This window comes from uncultured Caballeronia sp., from assembly GCF_964243625.1.
In the GTDB taxonomy this organism is placed as follows: domain Bacteria; phylum Pseudomonadota; class Gammaproteobacteria; order Burkholderiales; family Burkholderiaceae; genus Caballeronia.
Window position 1 is genome coordinate 1 of sequence record NZ_CAXTGZ010000764.1, and the last position, 2,581, is coordinate 2,581.

The 2,581-nt window shown below is 61.2% G+C and carries 2 protein-coding genes; one reads left to right on the plus strand and one right to left on the minus strand.

The genetic code is table 11. The features are described from left to right. Positions 1–300 precede the first annotated feature (300 nt). Entirely contained in the window at positions 301–1,575 is a 1,275-nt protein-coding gene (locus ACFFAR_RS30545) for an EAL domain-containing protein (protein WP_375509154.1), read from the plus strand. Positions 1,576–1,605: 30 nt separating this feature from the next. On the opposite strand, the gene ACFFAR_RS30550 is transcribed toward ACFFAR_RS30545, so the two are convergent. Next, on the minus strand, positions 1,606–2,581 hold a 976-nt coding region (locus ACFFAR_RS30550), incomplete at its 5' end, for an ATP-binding protein (protein WP_375509155.1).

Sequence of the window (2,581 nt, forward strand, 5' to 3'; positions counted from 1 at the left end):
TAGTCATGTACCACTCAAGGCACGTTGCCTGGCATTGATGACTGCCAGCAACGCGCCATCGCGAATCATCTCCCCGTGCGCGCCGCACTACAAAAGTGCACGCAGCCTCACCGCTTCCTTGCCTTGAAAACCCGGACCGCAGCCCTGCCCCAGCCGGGCGCGGTTTCGGCGGGAATATCTCAATTGTCCGGCAAATGCGCATATTTCTTGCTCCTCAGGGAGGGGCCCTATCCTGTAAACTAGTTCTTTCCCGATGTTTACTCCCACTCGAGCCGCGTTCGAACGCCTGCCAAAACCACCATGAGCATGGTTGATCTCGACCCTCCCCGCTTTCAGCCCCCTCGTCCCGTCGCGGACGATGACGGCACGCGGCGCACTGTCCTGTACGGCGAGTACACGGTTTTCAGCGTTTTCCAGCCCGTGTTCTCCGTGTCGCATCGACGCGCAATCGGTTATCACGCATCGCTCAGAGCCCGGGACGATTCCGGCCGGCAAGTCCCATCGCACGAGGTCTTCACGCAGGCAGCCCGGCGCGGCGACCTGCTGGAACTCGGACGTCTTGCCGAATCGCTGCATCTGGGCAACTTCTTTTCCTTCGACAGCAACGACGAATGGCTTTTTCTAAGCCTTCACCCCGCTGCATTGATGGATACGAGTTACGGCGACGCGCTCCTCGCATCGCTGAAAAATGTCGGGCTGCCGCCGCAGCGCGTGGTGCTGGAAGTGCCCGAGCAAGCCGGCGGCGAGACGACGCGTTTTGCGGAAATCATCGATTCATTGCGCAAGTCGGGCTTTCTGATCGCGCTCGATGGCTTCGGCGTAAAGCATTCGAATATTGACCGCGTGTGGCATCTGCGGCCAGATATCGTGACGCTCGACCGATGCATCCTGCAGCAGGCAAGCGAGCATTCGCATATCGAGCGGGTATTGCCGGGACTGGTTTCGCTGCTGCATGAATCGGGTCAGCTTGTCTTGATGGGCGGCCTAAGCACTGAACGCGACGCGCTCATCGCGCTGGAATGCGGCGTCGATTTCGTGCAGGGCGCGTACTTCGCGGGCCCGAGCGTGGAAGCGGTGAAGCCGCAAGCGGCACAAGGCGTGATGGACGCGTTGTCGGCTGCATCGCGTGAACGCGTGGCCGCGCGTGAGCGGGCGCAATCGGCGCGGCTCGCGCCCTACGTAGGCGCACTGGAGAGTGCTGCGGCGCGTTTGGTGGAAGACGCCGGTCTCGCTGATGCAACCCGTGGCCTCCTCCAACTCCACGAAACGGCACGCTGCTTCCTACTCGATGCCTCCGGCCGCCAGATCGGCGACAACATCTTGCCGGCCGCACGGGCCTCGCAACGCGCGAAACGTTTCAGGCCACTGCTGCATTCGGAAGGCGCGAGCTGGGAGCGCCGACCGTATTTCATTGAAGCGTTGCGCACGCCTGATCGTGTTCACCTAACAGCGCCGTATCTTTCGATTAACGAAGCGCACTTGTGCGTGACGGCGTCGATCGCTGCATCGACGCCGCGCGGCATCGAAGTGCTGTGCGTGGACATCAACTGGGACGTGACCTCGCAACGGCGCTAAGCCCCTGTCGAGGTTGCTTATTGTAGATCTTCAGGCAGGCGCCGCCATCAACGCCGCTTTCACGGTGCGCGCGAGATCGCCGATCTGAAACGGCTTCCTGAGCACCGCGTACCCGTCCAACCGTTCCTTCGATACATCTACGTCCGCGTATCCCGTCGCCAGAATTACTGGCAATCGAGGGTGCGTGCGCTTTACCTCGGAAATCACTTCGAGCCCGTTCATGCCGGGCATCGCGAAGTCGACCATCAGCAAGTCAGGGTTATCTCTGTGCAGCCGATCGAGTCCAAGGCGCCCCTGTGCTGCTTCCGTCACGGTATATCCGAGCATCTTCAGGCAGTCGACGAGGAAGGTCCGTACATCGACGTCATCTTCAATGACAAGGATCCGCTGATGTCTGTCCGAGCGCTCTTCGAATGGCTCGGGCACGGTGACTTCGGCCACATGCCGCTCGCGCAGAGGCAACCATAGTTCAACGGTCGTGCCCTTGCCTTCTTCGCTGTGAATCCGCGCCGTGCCACCGGCTTGCGTCGCAATCCCGTAGACCTGGCTCAAGCCGAGGCCCGTGCCCTTGCCCACCGGCTTTGTGGTAAAGAACGGATCGAAAACGCGTGAGAGCAGCTCCGGGGCAATGCCTGTACCAGTGTCGCTTACGCCGATTACCACGTACTGCCCCGCCGGAACGGTTTTGTCCGGCGAGGCGCGCCGGTCCACAGTGATAGTCAGCAGGCCGCCGTCAGGCATCGCGTCGCGCGCGTTGATTCCTAGGTTCAGCACAGCGAGTTCGAGCTGGTTGGCATCTGCGTCGGTCCAGGCTTCGTCCACGTTGAAACGCGTGCCGAAATGAATGCCCGTTCCCAGCGATAACGCCAGCATGTCGCGCATGCCATGCAGCATCGAAATGACGTCTATGGCCTTTAGATCCAGATTGCTGCTGCGCGAAAACGTCAGCAACTGACCGGTGAGCTTGGCGCCGCCGGCCATATCGCCCGCATCAAGGGCGTCAGGC